The 16,707-nt window shown below is 65.9% G+C and carries 10 protein-coding genes and 4 tRNA genes; 11 read left to right on the plus strand and 3 right to left on the minus strand.

The window, feature by feature from the left end:
* Positions 1–95 precede the first annotated feature (95 nt).
* Together CCOS865_RS09690 and CCOS865_RS09695 are read right to left on the minus strand one after the other, a co-directional pair.
* A complete protein-coding gene (locus CCOS865_RS09690; protein ID WP_119140175.1) occupies positions 96–4,937 on the minus strand; it encodes a dermonecrotic toxin domain-containing protein in 4,842 nt (1,613 codons plus the stop codon).
* A 65-nt stretch (positions 4,938–5,002) separates the two neighbouring features.
* On the minus strand, positions 5,003–6,808 hold the full coding sequence (locus CCOS865_RS09695; RefSeq protein WP_119140177.1) for a sigma-54-dependent Fis family transcriptional regulator: 1,806 nt from the start codon (positions 6,806–6,808) through the stop codon (positions 5,003–5,005).
* A gap of 231 nt (positions 6,809–7,039) precedes the next feature.
* Here CCOS865_RS09695 and CCOS865_RS09700 point away from each other — a divergent pair, with 231 nt between their 5' ends.
* Genes CCOS865_RS09700 through CCOS865_RS09725 form a run of 6 tightly spaced genes read left to right on the plus strand, consistent with a single transcriptional unit; the run spans position 7,040 to position 12,952 of the window.
* Positions 7,040–8,134: an ABC transporter ATP-binding protein gene (locus CCOS865_RS09700; RefSeq protein ID WP_119140179.1), complete on the plus strand. Its 1,095-nt coding sequence runs from the start codon at positions 7,040–7,042 to the stop codon at positions 8,132–8,134.
* On the plus strand, positions 8,134–9,231 hold the full coding sequence (locus CCOS865_RS09705) for an ABC transporter ATP-binding protein (RefSeq protein WP_119140181.1): 1,098 nt from the start codon (positions 8,134–8,136) through the stop codon (positions 9,229–9,231). Before CCOS865_RS09700 ends, CCOS865_RS09705 begins: the two co-directional genes overlap by 1 nt.
* Complete coding sequence (locus CCOS865_RS09710; protein WP_119140183.1) at positions 9,228–10,091, plus strand: carbohydrate ABC transporter permease; 864 nt, start codon at positions 9,228–9,230, stop codon at positions 10,089–10,091. Before CCOS865_RS09705 ends, CCOS865_RS09710 begins: the two co-directional genes overlap by 4 nt.
* Before the next feature lie 3 nt (positions 10,092–10,094).
* Positions 10,095–10,895: a carbohydrate ABC transporter permease gene (locus CCOS865_RS09715; protein ID WP_119140185.1), complete on the plus strand. Its 801-nt coding sequence runs from the start codon at positions 10,095–10,097 to the stop codon at positions 10,893–10,895.
* Between the two features lie 13 nt (positions 10,896–10,908).
* Positions 10,909–11,181 carry a DUF2160 domain-containing protein gene (locus CCOS865_RS09720; RefSeq protein WP_119140186.1) on the plus strand — a complete coding sequence of 91 codons (273 nt, stop codon included), beginning with the start codon at positions 10,909–10,911 and terminating at the stop codon, positions 11,179–11,181.
* A 34-nt stretch (positions 11,182–11,215) separates the two neighbouring features.
* Positions 11,216–12,952 carry an ABC transporter substrate-binding protein gene (locus CCOS865_RS09725; protein WP_119140978.1) on the plus strand — a complete coding sequence of 579 codons (1,737 nt, stop codon included), beginning with the start codon at positions 11,216–11,218 and terminating at the stop codon, positions 12,950–12,952.
* Positions 12,953–14,044: 1,092 nt separating this feature from the next.
* On the opposite strand, the gene folD is transcribed toward CCOS865_RS09725, so the two are convergent.
* Positions 14,045–14,899 (minus strand): bifunctional methylenetetrahydrofolate dehydrogenase/methenyltetrahydrofolate cyclohydrolase FolD, encoded by an 855-nt coding sequence (gene folD / locus CCOS865_RS09730; RefSeq protein ID WP_119140188.1) that lies wholly within the window; start codon positions 14,897–14,899, stop codon positions 14,045–14,047.
* 271 nt (positions 14,900–15,170) lie between these two features.
* Between folD and CCOS865_RS09735 the strand changes: the two genes are divergently transcribed.
* The 5 genes from CCOS865_RS09735 (at position 15,171) to CCOS865_RS09755 (ending at position 16,613) form a co-directional block, all read left to right on the plus strand.
* Positions 15,171–15,247, plus strand: a tRNA-Arg gene (locus CCOS865_RS09735).
* A 42-nt stretch (positions 15,248–15,289) separates the two neighbouring features.
* A tRNA-His gene (locus CCOS865_RS09740) sits at positions 15,290–15,365 on the plus strand.
* A 57-nt stretch (positions 15,366–15,422) separates the two neighbouring features.
* A tRNA-Leu gene (locus tag CCOS865_RS09745) sits at positions 15,423–15,507 on the plus strand.
* Positions 15,508–15,543: 36 nt separating this feature from the next.
* Positions 15,544–15,619, plus strand: a tRNA-His gene (locus tag CCOS865_RS09750).
* A 202-nt stretch (positions 15,620–15,821) separates the two neighbouring features.
* Positions 15,822–16,613 carry an alpha/beta hydrolase gene (locus CCOS865_RS09755; RefSeq protein ID WP_244216076.1) on the plus strand — a complete coding sequence of 264 codons (792 nt, stop codon included), beginning with the start codon at positions 15,822–15,824 and terminating at the stop codon, positions 16,611–16,613.
* The last annotated feature ends 94 nt before the right edge of the window (positions 16,614–16,707 follow it).

Here is a 16,707-nt window from a genome sequence, read left to right on the forward strand (position 1 = left end):
GTTGAATGCCTGGCTGCACAGCAGCCCTCAGCTAGCGCTGGCTAGCCGCGCCCCGGGCCATTGCCCAGCCCGTTGGCGCGGCCTCGCGTTGGCCCTCAGTTCACCTGGAACATCGCCTCTGCGAGGTGCATGAACAGCGCGTCCTCGGCCTCACCACGGCTGCTCAGCAACAGCCGTCCCGCCAACGCATACAGGGCACTCTCGCCGGGGTAGCGGTTGGACACCAGGTCGATGCGCTGCAGCACGCCATCGATGCGCCAGACCAGCCCGGGCACCGTGGCGGTTTGCTGTTCCAGAGCGACGATCAAGCGTTCGGGCACGGCTGGCCCAGGGTACGGGCCGGGCGCCGGGGTGGGCTCGCTCAGCGCGTTGAAATACTCCGCGCCAGCCTCCCACTCCCGCGCCAGCGCCTCGAACGGCGCCGGGTGCAAACGCCGGGTCCAGGCGCGCCAGAAGCGCTGTGCGCTGGCCCAGTGCGCCAGGAAGTGCGCGTCGACCTCGGCGAGCACCGCCTGCCCCAAGCGTTGCAGGGTCGCCTCACTGAGGCGCGCGAGGTAAGCAAAGGCGAGTTGCCCGGGTTGCTCCGGCAGGCCCAGGCGTTCGCGTAGCTGGATGCGCGCTACCAGGGCGATCTCGATCTCGTCGATCGGCTGCCACGTGTCGCTGAGCACCGCGTCGCTGAGGTCGTCGTCCGGGTGCAGCGCAGGCGCCGCCTGACGCGCGGCGTCATCCTGGGCCGCGGCCAAGGCCGTGCGGCGGGCGACCCGGGCGTCGTACAGCGCGGCGACGCGTTGATCCAGGTGCGCTTGGCGGGCCATGCCGGTGGCCGCCGCCACGGCCACGCGTTCATCGCTGGCGCTGGCCTGGGCCGCCGCGACGAAGCGCCAGATCGAGACGTCGTTTTCGACCTGCTGGAACAGCAGGCTAGCCTGGTCCACGCACGCCTCTGCGGCCTCGTTGATCTCGTCGATGAGCTGTTGGCGGAGCGCGTCGAGGCCCCAGCCGGCGTCATCGCCAGCCGCCGGCTCATCGCTCAGGACCCGCAGGATGTGGGCCATGCGCTCGCGCAGGCGGGCAGGATTGGCCAGGTACTGCTGGGTGTCGAGCATGCGCTCGAACAGTCGGTACAGGGGTGTCCAGGCAGGGTCATCGGCGTTGGCCTGACGCTGCGCCTCGAGGTCGGCGGGCAGCTCGACAGCCCAGTCGTCGACCTGCGGCGGGTCCGCCTCTGCCTGGCCGGGGACCGCAGTCAGGCCGGCATCGTGCAGACGGGCCTGGGCCTGTGGGTTGAACGGGTTGCCATCGAAGTCATAGTAGGTGCCTTGGTCATTGCTGCGAATCGCCTCAGCGAAGGCGCTGTCCTGAAGCATCGGTACCTCGACGATGTGGTTGCCACTGAGGTCGAGCGTGCGCAGTACCAGCGGGCGCTGGTCCATCAGGGCGGTCAGGCCGACGGGCCAGTCGACGATCTCGCTGTGCTCGAGATCCAGCGTTGCCAGGTCGCGCCAGCCACTCACGTCGGGTGCCAGCTGCAACGGGTTTTCACTCAGCCGCAAGGACTGCAGGCGGTTGAGCTGGGCCAGCGCGCTGCGGCTCTCGAGCGTCAGGCGAATGTCATTGCTGCCCAGGCTCAGGTCAGTCAACGACGGCCAGCCCTGCAAGGCCTGAAAGTGCCCGCTGTGCAGCGTCAGCGTGTTCAGGTCGGCCTGTAGCGCGTCCAGGTGTGGCAACTGGCCGAGCCGTTGCAGGGTTGCGACGGGCAGATTCTCCACGGCGTCGGTCAGGTTCAGCTGGCGCAGATCGGTCAGCCGCATCAGCACGCCCAGGTTGCGCTCGCTGTCGAGTGCAAGGACATTTTCTGCCACGTCCAGCGACTGCAGGCCGCGCATTTCGCCGATCGACTCGGGCAGCCAGCGCAGCTGGTTGGCGGAGATGTCCAGCAACTGTACGCCGCCAAACGCCTGCAGAAACCCGTCAAGGTTGGCCGCTTCGCCGCTGCGAGCACCGCTGACGACCAGCATCCGGACGTGGTCGAGGCGCGCCGGCAGCGTCGGCAGCGCGCCGAGCGACTGTGCCTGCAAGGTCAGCCCGACATCGTCTGGCGCGCCGTCGCGCCGCCAGGCCTGGCGAATGCGCCGGGCGGCCTCGGTGCGGGCGGCCAGCTGCTGCTCGATGGCACCGACGGCGATGCCCTGCGGATCGTTGACCCATTGATCAAGCGTACGCTCGAGGCGTTGGTAGTCTTCGCGCAGGCCCACCAGCAAGCGGGTAAACGCCCCGGGGAGGGTCCCGGCCTCCTGCACCAGGCGATGTCGCAGCGCAGCGCGATCGCCCGGCGTACGGCTGGGGAACAAGGCCTCGAACAGCGCGTCATCATCGGCCAAGCCTTGACCCCGGCCACTGAGCCGGTAACCGATGCGGCGGTCCTCGGCCAGGCGGGTCGGCAGGCGATAGAGCGGGCGCAGTGGTGCCATACGCAGCTGCGCCGCGCTGTGCCGACGGTCTCCGGCGGCCCGTTCGAACAGAGCGTCGCGCAATGCCAGCGGCGCGTGGATCTGCACCTTCAGCGCTGTGCGCTGGCCGTCTGGCAGGGCATGGAGTATGGCCCGGTAGATATCCGCCGTGCTTGCCAGGGCAATGCCCTGCTCGTCATAGGGCTGGTAGCCCTGGGGGCTACGCACCACCGTTTTGACCGGGCGGCCTGCCGCGCCGCTGGCCTTGAGCAGGGCGCCGGTGGTGCTGGCGTCTCGCAGCTCCAGGCGCACCTCCGACGTCCAGCCAGGCAATCGCTCCAGCGTGCCGAATATCAAGGCGTCGCGGTCCTCGACCGGTCCGCTGCGTTGATAGAAACGCTGCAATGCCCGGTCGATGCGCGCTTCGCGCAGGTAGATACGCGCGGTTTCGGCCATCGACAGTGGCAGGCGGCCGCTCAGTTGCAACGTCGCCAGGGCCTTGGCGCTGGCCTGGGCGAGGATCTCCTGGCGGGCGCCGGCGCTGAGCGAGGGGAAGTCTCGCGCCAGCACCTGGGCGTTGGCGGACAGGCTGCTGGGCACCGTCGCCTCGGCGGCCTCGAGTGCCTGCAGGCTGTCGAGCAGCAGGGCAGGGGCGGCCACTTGGTCGACCAGCACACGGCGCACGGCCGCTTCGCTGTAGCCACTGCAACGCAGCGCGCGGAGCAAGGTTTCATCGCTCACCGCAGGCGAGCTGTTGGCGATGCGTCGCAGCAGCTTGGCGGCCGTCCAGCCCTGCGCCTGCTCGTGCTCGAATTGCCAGGGCGAAAGCCGATTGCCAAACAGTCGCGGCTGATAGCGGTGCCCTGGCTGAGCCATCAGCTGCCAGCGGCCTTCTGGGCTGCGCTCGACCGCCAGGGCTCTGCCGTCGAGCTTGAGCCACTGCCGGCCTTGCCAGGTGTGCAGGCCCTCGGCGTTGGCCACGGCGTCGATTGGCCAGGGTGCCTCACGGGTGAAGGGCGTCAGGTCACCGTGCCACAGGCGTGGTCCGGATTTACCAGGGATGCTCAGCCAGTTGTCCAGCGGCCCGGGCAACTCGATCGCGGCCTGCGCCGCGCCGAGCACGGCAAACTGCACCAGGTTCTCGAACACGGCGAACAAATGGCCGATGGCAGCGTCGGTTTCACCCTCGTCAAGGGCATGCACGCCTTCGAGAAACTCACCGACGATCTGTGCGCCGCCAACCACCAGCATCACCTGTGCCAGGCCTGGGACAAACAGGCTGGCCACGTTGAGCACGTTCAGGCCGACCCCGAGCCATCCCAGTATCCGGGCATCGCGGGCGGCAGCGTCGACTTGCGCAGTGGGCACAACGAGGGTCACGGCGTCGTCCAGGGCACTGCGTACCTGGTGGCTGGCGCGGGCGCTGAAACAGTCGCCACGCCAGGGCGCGAAGTCCAGGGGTAAGCGGGCATTCTTGTCCAGGGTTTCTTGCCAGAGGTCATGCGGGGCGGGGAACACCCGCTTGATCCAGCTGAACGCTTCACCCTTCTCCAGCACCGGCGGGGTTGGATGCAATGTCGAGTAGGGATAGCGAGGGTAGAGGGTCTGCCGTAGTCGTGCCGCGAACAGCGGTTGCTGCGCGTGGCTGACGTAGCGCGTGAACAACCGCCGGAACTCCGCGCCCCACAGCCGTTGCGTCAGCGCGGCGCCCACGGCCTGTAGCGATGGGTACTGGCGCAGCGCGCCCTCGGGGTCGCCGGGCAGGTACAGCAAGCAGGGTTCGGCACCCTCGTGAGGGTCGCGGCGCACCAGCAGCGGGCCGGCCAGGCCAATGCCGAACAGGCTCAGGTAGCCGCACTGCAGGCCTGCCGAGCCGTTCGACGTCGGCACTTCGTGCGCACCTGTCAGTGCCGCTTCGCCCAAGGCTTCCCCGTCGCTGTCGAGGTGCCCTTGCAGGCGCGCAGTGCTCAGCTCGGCGGCGAAGGCGGCGTGGTCCTGGGCGCGCAGCAAACCGCGCAAGGGATCATTGTCGAGGTGTTCACGCAGGTGGCTCAGGTAACCTTCGCCGAGGTCGAGGTTGCGGATCCCGCTGATGAACCTGGCAGGCTCGATCGCCATTGGCGCGGGCGCCTCGTTGGAGGCGTACAAGCGGATCGGTGTGTCGGCTTCCATGTTCTGCATGGCCGCTTCCAGCCAGGACAGCGAGCGCTGCTGGCCCGGGGTACGGTCCAGGCACAGGGCGCGGTCGACGTCAGGCACGGTGATGTCAGGGAACCAGTGGCCGAGGGCGTCGCGCAGGCGCGGGCGGCAGAAATGCTCCACCGACTGGATCGGCGCCATGGCGTCGTGCAGCGCGCGTGTTGCGCGATGGCTGAGCTGAATGCGGGTCTTCAGTGTGTGTCGCTGGTCTGCACTGGCGTGCTGCAGCCACTGGGGCATGCGTTGCTGGATCAGGACGAGGTGATGAGGCAGAGAGTGCGGCATGGGCTGCTCCTGGTGACGGAAGCAGCGAGGCTAATCAGGGGGCCGAGCGCAGGTTCGGTATCCGGCTAACACCTTTGCCCATCGACAGGGCGGTTGTCGGGCTCGATGCCCTGCTCGCGCAGGCGTTTGTACAGCGTGGTGCGACTGATGCCCAGCGCCCGCGCCAGCGATGACACGTTGCCGTCGCTCGAGCGCAGCAGGCTGGCCAGGTCGCCGGGCGCGGCGCTGGTGAGCCTCGTTGGCGCGGGTTCGAGCGGCCGCGCGGGTGGTGCAAGCAAAGCCTCTGGCAGGTGTTCGGCACTGATCGGTTGTGTCCCGGCCAGCGCCAGCGCCACCTGCATTACGCTGCTCAGCTGGCGCAGGTTACCCGGCCAGGGATGGCACAACAGCAGGGTCATGACGTCGTCGGATAGCCGTTGCGGTTGCCCGGGCTCACGGTGCCGCGCGTGCAGTTGTTCGATCAGTTGGCGCTGGTCACTGCGCTCGCGCAGCGGCGGCAGGCTCACCACCAGGCCGGCGATGCGGTAGTACAGGTCCTGGCGAAAGCGCCCGGCCTGGACCTCGGCGGCGAGGTCACGATTGCTCGCCGAGACCACGCGGATGTCCACCGCCACCGGCTCACCACTGCCCAGCGGCTGGATGCTGCGCGACTGCAGCACGCGCAACAGGCGTGCCTGGGTGGCCAGCGGCATGTCGCCGATCTCGTCGAGAAACAGGATGCCCTGGTCGGCCTTGCGGATCAGCCCGGGGTTGCCCTTGTGGTGCGCGCCGGTGAACGCCCCTTTGTCGTAGCCGAACAGCTCCGACTCGACCAGTTCGGCCGGGATCGCTGCACAGTTCACGGCCACCAGCGGCTGGCCGGCCCGGCTGCTGGCGCGGTGCAGGGCCTGGACGAAGACTTCCTTGCCGACCCCGGTCTCACCCTGCACCAACAGCGGGATGTCTTTTTCCAGCAACAGGCTGGCCTGGGCCAGTGCCTTGTCGACCCGTGGGTCGCTGCTGCTGGCACGCGGCCGGCTGGCGCTGCGCGGGGCATGCCATTGGCAGTGCAGGCGGTTGCGCCCGCTGGCGTGCAAAGCGAAGGGCTGGCCTTCGGGGTGTGCCAGCAACTGGCGCAGCGGGATCTGGAACAACTGCTCCAGGCTGTGACGCAACGGGTCGCGACCGAGCAGGCTGTCGGCGCGCTGGTTGGCCGCCAGCACCCGGCCACGGTCGTCGAACAGCAACAGGCCGGCCCAGGGGCTGTCGAGGCTGTCCGGGCCGCTGTTGAACAGCAACCGGCAGTGCTGGTCGCCCTGTTGGGCCAGGATCAGCCGATTCTCCAGGCTCTGGCCCATCATGCGCACCAGGCCGAGGGTCTGCGCGGCGGGCAGGTAGCCATCGCTGGCGACATCGAGCACGCCTATCAGGCGCCGCTCGGCATCGAACAGCGGCGCCGCCGCGCTGGCCATGTAGCGGTTCTGACGGAGGAAATGTTCGTCCTGGGCCACATGGATCGGCTCGCCGCAGACCAGCGCGGTGCCCAGTGCATTGGTGCCCACGCGCTGCTCGCACCAGCGAGCGCCAGCGACGAAGCCTTGCGCCTGCTGCGGGTCGACGAAGCGCCGCGTGCCCCAGGCTTCGAGCAGGCAGCCACTGGCATCGCCAAGCATCACCAGGTAGCTGGCGTTGCCCAGCAGGTGCGCATACTGCGGCAGCACCTCGTCGCGGGTCAGGCGCAGCAATGCCTGCTGGCGTTCGAGCAGGCTGCTCAGTTCGGCGCTGCTCAGGCAGTCGAAATCCGGCGCGCATTGCGCCTGCAGGCCATGTTCGCGACAGCGCGCCCAGGAGGCCTGGATGATCAGTTCATGGGTCGAAGCGGAGGTGGCCATGGGCCCGTCCTGTGTGTTGTTGTTTTCTGCCGACCGCCCTTGAGTGTCGTTCACGCCGGTTCGTTGTCAATGCGCGGCGTGTTCAGGTGTGCAGCGAAAGTGTTCATTTCTGTTCAGCCGTGAACAGCGTGCGCAGCGGCCGTTCGGCCGAAGCCTCACGCCAGAGCGGGCGCCCATGGCTGGCACGGATCTGGCTCTGCTCTGCGCACAACAACGACAATAGGCCCCGCCATGTCCCTGGTGCTGGAGCAGGTCAGCCGCAGCGTCGATAACCAGGCCTGGATCCTCGAGGCCAGCCTGCGTTTCGAGCCCGGCTCGTTCAACGTGCTGCTCGGTCGCACCCTGGCCGGCAAGACCAGCCTCATGCGCCTGATGGCCGGGCTCGATCGGCCGGACAGTGGCCGGGTCTTGATGAACGATCAGGACGTCACCGGCGTGCCGGTGCGTCAGCGCAACGTGTCGATGGTCTATCAGCAGTTCATCAATTACCCGACCCTGACGGTGTTCGAGAACATCGCCTCGCCGCTGCGCCAGGCCCGCCTGCCCGAGCAGGAGATCCGCCGGCGGGTGCACGAAACCGCGCAGATGCTGCGTCTCGAACCCTTCCTCGAGCGCTTGCCGCTGGCGCTCTCGGGCGGCCAGCAGCAGCGCACGGCAATGGCCCGCGCGCTGGTCAAGGACGCCTCGCTGATCCTCTTCGACGAGCCCTTGGTGAACCTCGACTACAAGCTGCGCGAGGGCCTGCGCCAGGAGCTGCGCGAGCTGTTTGCCGCGCGCAACTGCATTGCCGTGTATGCCACCACCGAGCCCAATGAGGCGCTGGCGCTGGGCGGCACCACGACCATCCTCCACGAGGGCCGGATCATCCAGAGCGGGCCCACGGCCGAGGTCTATCACCAGCCCTGCAACGTGCTCGCCGCCGAGCTGTTTTCCGAGCCGCCGATCAACCTGATCGCTGGCCAGATCGTCGGCAACGAGGTCAGCCTGGCCGGCGCCGTGCACTTCGCCCGCAATGCCGACCTGCGCCGGCTCGGCGACGGCAGCTACCGCTTCGGCGTACGCCCCAGCCACATCACCCTGGTGCCCGCGCATGACGATGACCTGGAGTTGTCGGTGCTGGTGGAGCTGGCCGAGATCAGCGGTTCGGAAACCTTCCTGCACGTGCGTAACGAGCACTGGCGGATGATCCTGCACCTGCCGGGCGTGCACGGCTATCCGGTCGACACGGCCATCCGGGTGTTCGTCCCGACCCACAAGCTGTTCGTCTTCGACAGTGCCGGGGTGTTGTTGCAGGCGCCCGGCCTGCGCCAGGCGAGGAGTGCCTGATGGCCGAGATCCGCTTGCGCCACCTGGCCCACAGCTACAGTCGCCAGCCGGCCTCGGCGGCCGACTACGCCCTGCATGAGCTCGAGCATGTCTGGGAACAGGGCGGCGCCTATGCCTTGCTCGGCCCTTCGGGCTGCGGCAAGTCGACCTTGCTCAATATCATCTCCGGCCTGCTCAGCCCGTCCCAGGGTGAGGTGCTGTTCGATGGCAAGCCGGTCAATGAGCTGTCGCCGCAACAGCGCAACATCGCCCAGGTGTTCCAGTTTCCGGTGGTGTACGACACCATGAGCGTGTTCGACAACCTGGCCTTTCCGCTGCGTAACCAGGGCCTCGACGAGGGGCGGGTGCGCCAGCGCGTGGCGGAGATCGCCGAGGTCCTCGACCTTGCCGGGGTACTCAAGAAGAAAGCCCGCAACCTGAGTGCCGACGAGAAGCAGAAGGTCTCGATGGGCCGCGGCCTGGTGCGCGAGGACGTGTCGGCGATCCTCTTCGACGAGCCGCTGACGGTGATCGACCCGCACCTGAAGTGGAAGCTGCGGCGCAAGCTCAAGCAGATTCACGAGCAGTTCAACATCACCATGATCTACGTCACCCACGATCAGCTGGAGGCCTCGACCTTCGCCGACAAGATCGCGGTGATGCATGGCGGGCGCATCGTCCAGTTCGGCACCCCGCGCGAGCTGTTCGAGCGGCCGCGGCACACCTTTGTCGGCTACTTCATCGGCAGCCCCGGGATGAACCTCATGGAGGTTCAGGTGCAGGGCGACGGGGTGGCCTTCGGCGAGGTCCAGCTGGCGCTGCCGCAGGCGCTGCGCGAACAGCTCGCCGCGCAACCGGGTGGGCGCCTGCAGGTCGGTATCCGGCCAGAGTTCGTGCAGGTCTGGGAACACCCGCTCGACGGCGCGTTCGAGGCGCGGGTGGTCGATGTCGAAGACCTCGGCACCTACCGCATTGTCAGCCTGGCGCTGGGCGGCACGACGCTCAAGGCGCGCCTGCCCGAGGACCGTCCGGTGCCGCTGGAACGGGCCTGGGTCAGCCTGCCGAGCCAGTGGCTGATGCTCTATGTCGACGACCTGCTGCTGGAGGCGGGGCCATGAACAAGGTGCAGAACAACAAGGCCTGGTGGCTGGTCCTGCCGGTGTTCCTGCTGGTGGCGTTCAGCGCGGTGGTGCCGATGATGACCGTGGTCAATTACTCGGTGCAGGACATCTTCGACCCGTCCAGCCGCTATTTCGTCGGCGCCGACTGGTACCGCCAGGTCCTGCAGGACCCGGCCCTGCACGCTGCCCTGCTGCGTCAGTTCATCTTCTCTGGCTGCGTGCTGCTGATCGAGATCCCGCTGGGTATCGCCATCGCCCTGACCATGCCGACCCGGGGGCGGATGGCGTCGGTGTGTTTGATCGTCATGGCGATCCCGCTGCTGATTCCGTGGAACGTGGTCGGCACCATCTGGCAGATCTTCGGCCGCGCCGACATCGGCCTGCTCGGCGCCACCCTGGCTCAACTGGGCGTCAGCTACAACTATGCCGGCAACCCCTTCGATGCCTGGATCACCGTGCTGGTGATGGATGTCTGGCACTGGACCTCGCTGGTGGCGCTGCTGTGCTATTCCGGCCTGCGGGCGATCCCCGACGTCTATTACCAGGCCGCGCGTATCGACCGTGCCTCGGCCTGGGCGGTGTTCCGGCACATCCAGTTGCCCAAGCTGAAGAACGTGCTGCTGATCGCGGTGATGCTGCGCTTCATGGACAGCTTCATGATCTACACCGAGCCCTTCGTGCTCACCGGCGGCGGCCCCGGCAACGCCACCACTTTTCTCAGCCAGACCCTGACGCGGATGGCGGTCGGGCAGTTCGACCTGGGGCCGGCGGCGGCGTTCTCGCTGGTGTACTTCCTGATCATTCTGCTGGTGTCGTGGCTGTTCTATACCGCCATGACCCATGCCGACAAGGACTAGGCCATGAACCTGCGCAAGAGCGTGCCGCTGCTGCTGTACTTCTTCTTCCTGCTGGTGCCGATCTACTGGCTGTTGAACATGTCGTTCAAGCCCAACAGCGAAATCCTCGGCGGCCTGACCTTGTGGCCCGAGGCGTTTACCCTGGCCAACTACCGGGTGATCTTCACCGACCCGAGCTGGTACACCGGCTACCTCAATTCGCTGTACTACGTGTGCCTGAACACGGTCATCTCGCTGGCGGTGGCGCTGCCGGCCGCCTACGCCTTTTCGCGCTACCGCTTTCTCGGCGACCGGCACCTGTTCTTCTGGCTGCTGACCAACCGCATGGCGCCGCCGGCGGTGTTCCTGTTGCCGTTCTTCCAGCTGTATTCGTCGATCGGCCTGTTCGACACGCACATCGCCGTGGCCTTGGCCCATTGCCTGTTCAACGTGCCGCTGGCGGTGTGGATCCTCGAAGGGTTCATGTCCGGCGTGCCCAAGGAAATCGACGAAACCGCCTACATCGACGGTTATGGCTTCCCGCGGTTCTTCGTGAAGATTTTCATCCCGCTGATCGGTTCGGGGATCGGCGTCACGGCGTTTTTCTGCTTCATGTTTTCCTGGGTCGAACTGTTGCTGGCGCGCACCCTGACCTCGGTGAACGCCAAGCCGATCGCGGCGGTGATGACCCGCACCGTGTCGGCGTCGGGGATCGACTGGGGCGTGCTGGCCGCCGCCGGGGTGCTGACCATCCTGCCGGGCATGCTGGTGATCTGGTTCGTTCGCAACCATGTGGCCAAGGGCTTTGCCCTTGGCCGGGTGTGAGGAGGGCGCTGCGATGGAGTGGATGGCCTGGACCCTGCCGACGGCGCTGTTCTTCGCCGCGGTCGGCCTGTTGCTGCTGTGCATGACCTTGCTCGAACTGCGCCGGCCGTGCGTCGAGCGGCGCGGCTGGCTGCCGATCGCCACGACGCGTGGCGACCGCTTGTTCATCGGCTTGCTGGTCAGCGCGTACCTGCACCTGTTGGTGGTCGGGGTCAGCACCTGGCCCTTGTGGGTGGCCTCGCTGCTGTCGCTGGCCTGGCTTGTGGTGGTGCTGCGCTGGGGCTGACTGGCGCCTGGAATAACTCAATCGGGAGATGACCATGTTCGATAACAACAACAAGCGGCGACAGGTGACCCTGGCGGCCTTGCTCCTGCTCGGCCTGCACGGCAGTGCCTGGGCCGATCAGTACGAAGACGCGGCGAAGAAGTGGATCGACAGCGAGTTCAAGCCGTCAACCCTGACCCCGGAGCAGCAACTGGCCGAGCTCAAGTGGTTTATCAAGGCGGCCGAATCGTTCCGTGGGATGAAGATCAACGTGGTGTCGGAAACCATCACCACCCATGAGTACGAGTCCAAGGTGCTGGCCAAGGCCTTCAGTGAAATCACCGGCATCCAGCTGACCCACGACCTGCTGCAGGAAGGCGACGTGGTCGAAAAGCTGCAGACCCAGATGCAGTCGGACAAGAACATTTATGACGGTTGGGTCAACGACTCCGACCTGATCGGCACGCACTTTCGCTACGGCAAGGTCGAGTCGATCACTGACCTGATGGCCAACGAAGGCAAGGCCTACACCTCGCCGACCCTCGACCTCAAGGACTTCATCGGCATTTCCTTTACCACCGCGCCGGATGGCAAGGTCTATCAGCTGCCCGACCAGCAGTTCGCCAACCTCTACTGGTTCCGCGCCGACTGGTTCGAGCGGCCCGATCTGCGGGCCAGGTTCAAGGAGAAGTACGGCTATGAGCTGGGCGTGCCGGTGAACTGGTCGGCTTACGAGGACATCGCCAAGTTCTTCAGCGAAGACGTCAAGGAAATCGACGGCAAGCGCGTCTATGGCCACATGGACTATGGCAAGAAAGACCCCTCGCTGGGCTGGCGCTTCACCGATGCCTGGTTCTCCATGGCCGGTGGCGGCGACAAGGGCCTGCCCAACGGCTTGCCGGTGGACGAGTGGGGCATCCGCGTCGAGGACTGCCACCCGGTCGGCTCCAGCGTCACCCGTGGCGGCGACACCAATGGCCCGGCGGCGGTCTACGCGACCCAGAAGTACGTCGACTGGCTGCGTGCCTACGCGCCCAAGGAAGCCCAGGGCATGACCTTCTCCGAGGCCGGCCCGGTGCCCGCGCAGGGCAACATCGCCCAGCAGATCTTCTGGTACACCGCCTTTACCGCCGACATGACCAAGGCGGGCCTGCCGGTGGTCAACGCCGACGGCACGCCCAAGTGGCGCATGGCGCCGTCGCCCAAAGGGCCGTACTGGGAGGAGGGCATGAAGCTCGGCTACCAGGACACCGGCTCCTGGACCTTCTTCAAATCCACGCCTGAGAAGCAGCGCCTGGCCGCCTGGCTGTACGCCCAGTTCGTCACCTCCAAGACGGTCTCTTTGAAGAAGACCATCGTCGGGCTGACGCCGATCCGCGAGTCGGACATCAATTCGCAGGCCATGACTGACCTGGCGCCCAAGCTCGGTGGCCTGGTCGAGTTCTACCGCAGCCCGGCGCGGGTGCAGTGGACCCCGACCGGTACCAATGTGCCGGACTATCCGCGCCTGGCCCAGCTGTGGTGGAGCCATATCGCCGAGGTCGCCAGCGGCGAGAAGACTCCGCAGGAGGCGCTGGACGGCCTGGCCCGTGACCAGGATGCCATGCTGGCGCGGCTCGAGCGCTCCAAGGCGCAGGCAACCTGTGCGCCCAAGCTCAATCCGGAGAAGGACGCCCAGTACTGGTTCGACCAGCCGGGGGCGCCGAAGCCCAAGTTGGCCAATGAGAAGCCCCAGGGCGAGACTGTTAGCTACACCGAGCTGGTCAAGTCGTGGGAAGCGGCGCGCAAGTAAGGGAAGGGTGGTGTAGGCCGCTCTGGCCTCATCGCGGGCAAGCCCGCTCCTACAGATGCGGCGGGGGCGTCTGTAGGAGCGGGCTTGCCCGCGATGAGGCCAACACGGCACCTACAAAACCCAGGCAAAAAAACGGTTCTTCAGGGGTTATTGGGATAGTTGCCGGTGGTGGCGCGTTTCGATTGTTGAGCTTATCCGTTCGGTGTGGTGCGGCCACTGGCCCCTTCCGCCCTTACGGCGGGTCACTTTTTTTCTTGGAAAAAAGTAACCAAAAACCGCTTGCTCCTACATCCGGCCCTTCGCTGCGCTACGGGTTCCCTCACTCCGGTCTTGCTCCCGCGAGGACCGGGCTGTACGGGCCTTCCTGGCCCGCAGCCCTTGCCGGCCTTCCTGGCCGGCACCTCGCTCCGCAAGACCTCCGTTCGGCCTCCTGAAGTCGCAGTAGATCAAGATCACGAGCCAGATCCAGATCAACGGCCAGATCAAGGGCCAGGGCAACGGCTGGCGAATCGCTGCGCTCTCGCTTGTTTATAAGGGCGGTACAGCGCGTCAGCGCCAGAATGTGCATTGGCAGTTCCGGCCTCTTCGCGGGTAAACCCGCTCCCACAGGTTCTCTGCTGACTGTAAGGCCACTGCGGTCCCTGTGGGAGCGGGTTTACCCGCGAAGAGGCCAAGCTATCCACCACCATTGCCACTGTCGAAGATAACGCCAGCCCAGGCGCCACCCCTAACTTGGCGGCCTCAGGAGGCCGAACGGAGGTCTTGCGGAGCGAGGTGACGGCCATGGGTAGCCGGCAAGCGCCGCGGGCCAGGAAGGCCCGTCCGGCGCGGTCCACGCGGGAGCAAGACCGGAGTGAGGGAACCCGCAGCGCAGCGGAGGGCCGTATGTGGGAGCCGGCGGTTTCGGTTACTTTTTCCAAGAAAAAAGTGACCCGCCGTAAGGGCGGAAGGGGCCATAAGTGCCACCACATCGAATGGATAAGCCCCCAATCGGCAAGCCCAAGCCCATGCTGAAGAACCAAAAAAAACGGCACCCGCAAAGGGTGCCGTTCTCTTTATGACTTCACTGGATGCCAGACCCCGTGGTGCCAATCACTTATGCAGCTCTTGCGCCGCATACAGTGTGTTCTCCAGCAGGCAAGCGCGGGTCATCGGGCCAACGCCACCCGGCACCGGCGTGATCCAGCCCGCGCGCGGCCGGGCGGTCTCGTAGACCACGTCGCCGACCAGCTTGCCGTCTTCCTGGCGATTGATGCCCACGTCGATCACGATGGCACCCGGCTTGATCCACTCACCCTTGACCAGGCCCGGCTTGCCGGCGGCCACGACCACCAGGTCGGCGCGGCCCACGTGGCCGGCCAGGTCCTTGGTGAAGCGGTGGGTCACGGTCACGGTGCAGCCGGCCAGCAGCAGCTCCATGGCCATCGGCCGGCCGACGATGTTGGACGCGCCAACCACCACCGCATCCATGCCGTACAGGTCCTGACCGGTGCTTTCGAGCAGGGTCATGATGCCTTTCGGGGTGCACGGGCGCAGCAGCGGGATACGCTGGGCCAGGCGACCGACGTTGTACGGATGGAAGCCGTCGACGTCTTTGTCCGGGCGAATGCGCTCGAGCAGCAGCGACGCGTCGAGGTGCGCCGGCAGCGGCAGTTGCAGCAGGATGCCGTCGACCGCCGGATCATCATTGAGGCGGTCGATCAGGTCGGTCAGGGCGTGCTGCGTGGTATCGCTGGGCAGGTCGAAGGCTTGGGAAATGAAGCCGACCTCTTCGCAGTCCTTGCGCTTGTGCGATACATAGACTTGGGAGGCGGGGTCGGTGCCGACCAGGATCACCGCCAGGCCTGGCGTACGCAGGCCTTGCTGGCGACGCTCCACGACACGTTGAGCGATCTGCTGGCGCAGGCTGGCGGCGATCGCCTTGCCATCGATAAGGTGTGCAGTCATAGACGCGTGATTAACCATCGAGAAAGGAACATATAGAGGGGCGCATTCTCGCACGACACGCGCCGAGGGCAAAGGCGGGTGGTCGGGCAAATCCTCTAACCCCTTCAATAATTTAAATTTTTTTGAGAAAGGTGTTGACGCTTTAGCAGCTCGCCTATAACATTCGGCGCACTTGTCGGGCACAGCCTAGCACTGGTTGGCGAAGTCGGGCAGAATGAGTGGTTTAGCAGCTTGACTGGTAATCCTCGTTCGGTCAGGTCGAATGCTTATTGCGCCCGTAGCTCAGCTGGATAGAGCATCCGCCTTCTAAGCGGATGGTCGCAGGTTCGAGTCCTGCCGGGTGCGCCATTAGGCAGCATAGGCACGCAAGTGACGTAGTACTGCAATATGGTGGGCGTAGCTCAGTTGGTAGAGCGCCGGATTGTGATTCCGGTTGTCGTGGGTTCGATTCCCATCGTCCACCCCATATTCTACGAAGGCGCCTGGATTGTTGGATCTGGCGCCTTTGTTTTAAGTGTTGCATGCGGACGTGGTGAAATTGGTAGACACACTGGATTTAGGTTCCAGCGGCGCAAGCTGTAAGAGTTCGAGTCTCTTCGTCCGCACCATGTTTTTGTAAGGTTTCAACGCAGTACCGCACTATGGTGGGCGTAGCTCAGTTGGTAGAGCGCCGGATTGTGATTCCGGTTGTCGTGGGTTCGATTCCCATCGTCCACCCCATATTTTTCAGAGGCGCCTTGATCGTGAGATCGGGCGCCTTTGTCGTTTCTGCGCTGTGCGGATAAGGTACTTAAAGGTTTTGGTGGCTCCGGCCTAAGCTGATTTTTTGGGGATGGAGTTCCGTAATATCGTTCAGTCAGCATCCAGAGGCAGAATGACCCACCGCTGTGCCGGAATGCCCGGCTTCCTTCTCGCGTTGGGCATGCTGGCAATCGCCGGCTGCCAGTCCCCTCGGGAAAATCTCGAAACCCTCGCGGCGGCCCATGGCCAGCGTGTCGAGGTGTTGCAGACCCGCGATTACCCCCTGGCCTACAGCGCTGCGCGTATCCCAGCCGCAGCTCCGCTGTTGCGGGTCTATCTGGAAGGGGATGGGCGTGCCTGGGCGACCGCTACCCAGCCGAGCCTGGACCCCAGCCCGCGGCACCTGATGCTCGCGCAGCTGGCGTTCGATGACCCGCAGCCGTCGGTGTACCTGGCCCGGCCGTGCCAGTTCGTCACCGCGCCAGGCTGCACGCCGGCGATGTGGACCGCGCGGCGCTTCTCGCCCGAGGTGCTCGTCAGCCTCGAGCAGGCCCTTGATCAGCTCAAGCGGCGCTACGGTAACCAGGCGTTCGAACTGGTCGGCTACTCAGGGGGCGGTGCCCTGGCCTTGCTGCTGGCGGGGCGGCGTGATGATGTGCGGCAGGTGCAGACGCTGGCGGGCAATCTCAGCCCGGCTGAATGGGCGCGCGAGCTTGAGCTGACGCCCTTGCAGGGCTCGCTGGAGCCGCTGCAGTATCGCCAGCGCCTGGCGACGATCGCGCAGCGGCACCTGCTGGGCGGCGATGACCGGCAGGTGCCCGCCGCAGTGGCGGCGTATTATCGGCGCCAACTGGGCGCGGCCAGCTGTGCGCAGTTCGTTTCGATCGCCGGTGCCAGCCATGAGCAGGGCTGGGCGCAGGCCTGGCAGCAGTGGCGCAGCCGGCCGCTGCCGTGCGCAAATAGCCAGCAATAGCCTCCGTGCGTCATGCCCTCTGGTGGCGACCTTATAAAAGCTGATAGATTTCAGTCGGTTGAAATTCCGGCTGGTTGGCCGGCAAGGAGTTACC

Origin of the sequence: Pseudomonas reidholzensis (assembly GCF_900536025.1) — a bacterium.
Lineage (GTDB): Bacteria > Pseudomonadota > Gammaproteobacteria > Pseudomonadales > Pseudomonadaceae > Aquipseudomonas > Aquipseudomonas reidholzensis.